Raw genomic sequence first — 4,682 nt, 5'->3', positions numbered from 1 at the left:
GTCTACAACACACCTTCGGCGCATCGTCTGCGCGGGCCGATGAACGTGGATGCCTTCCGCCAGGCGCTGCGCGACGTGGTGCAGCGCCAGCCGGCGCTGCGCACCTCCATTGAAGCCGGCGAGAACGGTGGCGTCCAGCGTATTCACGCCGGGCTGCTGCCGGAGCTGCCGCTGGAGGATCTGACCCACCTGCCCGCCGATGCGCGTCTGGACGCCATTCGCCAGGCGCTGGAGCAGGACATCGCCGTACCCTTCGATCTCACCCGGCCGCCACTGTATCGCGCGCGCTTGTTCCGTATCGATGAACACGACCACGTGTTCTATTTCATGGCCCACCACATCGTGTGGGACGGCTGGTCGTTCGATCTGCTGTACGAAGATCTCTCGCGCGCCTATGTGTCCCGCTGTGCTGGCGAGAGCCAAGGCCTGCCTGCGCTGACAGTCGAGTACAGCGATTTCGCCGCCTGGCACCGCGACTGGATGCGCAGCGACAACGTGCAACAGCAACTCGCGCACTGGCTGAAGACGCTGGACGGCGCACTGGAACCACTGGAACTTCCCGCCGACCGCCCGCGCCCGGCGCGCATGTCCGGCGCCGGCGCCACCGAATGGGTGCGCATTCCTGCCGAACGCGCGGCCGCCGTACACACGCTTGCCCAACGCGAGGAAGCCACGCCCTTCATGGTGCTGCTGGCCACCTACTACGTGCTGCTCCATCGCCTTGGCGGACAGYGCGACCTGATCGTCGGCACGCCGGTCCGCGGCCGTGATCGGGTAGAGACTGAAGGCATCATGGGACTGTTCGTCAACGCGCTGCTGCTGCGGGTGAAAGTGGATCCCCAAGCGCCGTTCCGCGACGTGCTGCGCCAGGTGCGCCAGGTGGTGCTGGATGCCTTTGCGCATCCGGATGTGCCATTCGAGCAGCTGGTGTTCTCGCTGGGTCTGGCACGCGACGAGAGCCGCCCGCCGATCTCGCAGGCGATGTTCTCTTTCCAGGACGCGCGCCGTCGCATCGTGTCGTGGGGCGAGCTGGCCCATGAGCACCTGCCGGTGTTCCAGCGCGGCGCCGCCGACGATATCGGCCTGTGGTTCCTCGAGCAGGAACACGGCCTGCTCGGCGGCATCACCTATAACAGCGATATTTTCGATGCGCGCACGGCAGCACGTTTCCGCGACTGCTACGAGACGCTGCTGGCTTCCGCGCTGGCCGATCCGGCGCGCACCGTGGCACGCCTCGACCTGCTGCCATCGCATGAAAGCGCCTTGCTGGCCGAGTGGAATCAAACCCGGCTGGACGTTCCCGATGTCGCGCTGCACAGCTTGTTTGAGCAGCAATGCGATCTGGCCCCGGAGCGCAACGCCATCCGTTGCGACGGTGAGTTGCTCAGCTACCGTCAGCTCGATCAACGCGCCAACCGCATCGCGCACGCCCTGCGCGCGCGCGGCGCGCGCCACGGCGCCCTGGTGGGCGTGTCGCTCACCCGTGGCATCGACATGCTCGCCACCGTGCTTGCCGTGCTCAAGACCGGTGCAGGCTATGTGCCGCTGGACCCGGAGTTCCCGGCCGACCGCCTCTCGTACATGGCGCAGGATGCGAATCTCAGCGTGCTAGTGACCGAAACGGCGATGACCAGCCGCATCGACAGCGAAGGCACCTCTCGCCTGCTGCTCGACGAGGCGGCCGACGAACTCGATGCGCTGCCCACCACACGCCTGCCCGCCGATCCCGCGCACAATGGCCGCTCTGTCGCCTATGTGATCTACACCTCCGGCTCCACCGGACGTCCCAAGGGCGTGGCGATTGCGCACCACGCGGTGGTGAATTTCCTGGCTGGGATGACGCAACGCCCGGGCCTGTGCGCGGACGACCGTTTGCTCGCCGTGACCACGCTGTCGTTCGATATCGCCGTGCTGGAACTGTTTGGTCCACTGAGCGTGGGCGCCGAAATCCTGCTGGCCACACGCGAGGAAGCCACCGACGGCGACGCGCTCGAACAGCTGCTGCGCACCCACGCCGCCACCATGATGCAGGCCACCCCGGTGACCTGGCGCCTGTTGCTGCAAACGCCCTGGCAGCCGCCGCATGGCTTCCATGCGCTGTGCGGCGGCGAGCCGCTCTCGGCCGATCTGGCCGAGTCCTTGCTCGCGCGCGGCTGCGAACTGTGGAACATGTACGGCCCCACCGAAACCACGGTGTGGTCCACCTGCTGGCGCGTGGAACATCCCGAGCGCGGCATTTCGATTGGCACACCGATTGCCAACACCACCATTCATATCCTGGACGAGCATGGCCAGCATTGCCCGATCGGCGTGCCGGGCGAGCTGTGCATCGGTGGCGATGGCGTTGCGCTGGGTTACCTGCATCGCGATGAGTTGACCGCCGAACGTTTCCCGGCCGATCCCTACGCCCCCGGCGCCCGCTTTTATCGCACGGGCGACCGCGCACGCTGGCTCGCCAATGGCACGCTGGAACATCTGGGCCGCATCGACTTCCAGGTGAAACTGCGCGGCTACCGCATCGAGCCCGGCGAAATCGAAGCCGTGGCTCGCACCGAGCCGGGCGTACTTGACTGCGTGGTGGTCGTGCGCGACATCGCGCCGAACGATGAGCGCCTCGTGCTCTATGCCGTGTGCAACGAGGACGAGGAGCAGCTGTGGCCCAAGTTGCGAGCCCAACTGGCTGCACGCCTGCCCAGCTACATGCAGCCGCAGCACCTGGTGCGCCTGTCGGCACTGCCACGCACACCCAATGGCAAAACCGATCGCAAGGCACTGCCGCCGCCACTGCTGCACAGCGCCTCGCCAGTGGACGCCGAGCCCGGTGTCAGTGCCAGCGACGATCCGCGCGAGCGCTACCTCGGCGAGCTTTGGTGCCGCCTGGTCGGCGCCGACGACGTGCGTGCCAGCGACAACTTCTTCGATATCGGCGGCCACTCGCTGCTGGCCATCGAAATGGTTACGCAGGTGCGCAAGGAAACCGGCGTGAAACTCAATCTACTGGACGTGGCCACCAGTCCGCTTGCCACGTTGGCGGCTGCGTTGCCTGAAGGCGATCTCACGGAACCGGGCAAGGCGGCGTCGCTGGGCGGACGCCTGCGGCAATTGTTCGGGCGGCGGTGACAGCAGCATATCGGTGACAGGGGAACCGAGGTGACGACGATCGCAATCTTCATCTGTACAGCCAGTTTCTGGCTGCTGCTCTACATCTTCGCCGGCTACCCGCTGATCATGTGGCTGTGGGGCAAGCTGGCCCAACGCCCCGTGCGCAAGCAACCCATCCTGCCCACGGTATCCATCGTGATCGTGGTGCGCGACGGCGTGCGGCATATCCGGGCCAAGCTGAAGAACCTGCGCGCGCTCGACTATCCGCCGGAATACATCGAGATCATCGTGGCCTGCGACGGCTGCAAGGACCGCACCGCTGCACTCGTCCGCCATGCCCATGATGCCCGCGTGCGAGTCCTGGAATTCCCCGTGTCGCGGGGCAAGGCCCTATGCCTCAACGATGCCGTGTCCACGGCACGCGGCGAAGTGCTGCTGATGACCGACGTGCAGCACAAGCTCTCGCCACTCGCCCTGCGCGAACTGGTGAGCAATCTCGGCGATCCCAGGGTGGGCGCGGTCAGCGGCAGCCTGGAGCTGGAGAACGTCAGTAGCACCTTTGCGCGAGGGGTGAGCGCCTATTGGCACTACGAGAAATTCATCCGCCACGCGGAAAGCCGTTGCGGATCGTCCATCGGCGTATGCGCGGCGCTGTATGCCGTGCGCAGCGAGCTGTTCAAGCCGCTGCCGCCGGACACCCTGCTGGACGACGTGCTGATACCGATGGATGTCGCCGCCTCCGGCCGCCGGGTGGTGTTCGAACCGCGTGCCGTGGTCTGGGGCGAAACCGCTCAACTGCCGTTGGACGAGCAGCCACGCCGGATGCGCGCCATGGTGGGCTGCTTCCAGCTCGCCGATGTCGCGCCATGGCTGCTTTCACCGGCACGCAATCCGCTGTGGTTCCAGTTCGTAAGCCACAAGCTGCTGCGCCTGCTGGCGCCGTGGCTGCTCCTCTCGCTCCTGCTTTCGACGGCCTATCTCGCACGTCACCACATGGCGTATGGCGCTCTGCTGGTGGTTCTGCTGTTGTGTATGGGCCTGGTGCCGATTGAGCGGGCCCGTCCGCATGCCGGACGCTGGCTGCCCGTGCAACTGGTGGTCGCCTTCTTCTATCTCAATCTATACGCCGCGCAGGCCTCCATCGCCTACGCGCGGAGCCGGGGGGAACATTTATGGTGAGCCCAACTTCGAACGAAGCGCGCACCGTCGGCATCCGCGAGCGCCTCGGTGAGCTCTGCTACAACACTGGCCTGCTGAGTCCGCTGCAGAAGATGCGCGCCTTGTGGCAGAAGGACCTGCGCATTCTCGCCTATCACCGCGTGATGCCGGTGCCCGATCCGGATCAGTACGAGTTCGACATGGAGCTGATCAGCACCACGCCGGAGGAATTCCGCGAGCAGATGCAGCTGGTCAAGGAACGCTATCGGCCCATGCGCCTAACCGATGTGGCCGCCGCGATCCAGGCCGGTGATGCGCTGCCGCCGGACGCCGTGGTGATCACCTTCGACGACGGCTACGACGACAACTACCGCATCGTCTACCCCATCCTCAAGGAGTTGGGCGTCCCCGCGACCTTCTTC

The 4,682-nt window shown here is 66.0% G+C and carries 3 protein-coding genes; all 3 read left to right on the top strand.

Annotated features, from left to right (window positions below; translation table 11 throughout):
- On the top strand, positions 1 to 3,120 hold a 3,120-nt coding region (locus AC1DMG_RS20005; RefSeq protein WP_477180971.1), incomplete at its 5' end, for a non-ribosomal peptide synthetase.
- A 30-nt stretch (positions 3,121 to 3,150) separates the two neighbouring features.
- Complete coding sequence (locus tag AC1DMG_RS20000) at positions 3,151 to 4,281, top strand: glycosyltransferase family 2 protein (RefSeq protein WP_441603191.1); 1,131 nt, start codon at positions 3,151 to 3,153, stop codon at positions 4,279 to 4,281.
- The coding region (locus AC1DMG_RS19995; protein ID WP_477180970.1) for a polysaccharide deacetylase family protein at positions 4,275 to 4,682 on the top strand (408 nt) is incomplete at its 3' end. The genes AC1DMG_RS20000 and AC1DMG_RS19995, both read left to right, overlap by 7 nt.

This window comes from Dyella sp. 01N36 (genome assembly GCF_056399745.1).
The sequence above is the reverse complement of the archived record's forward strand: the minus strand, read 5'-3'. Positions and strand labels throughout refer to the sequence as shown.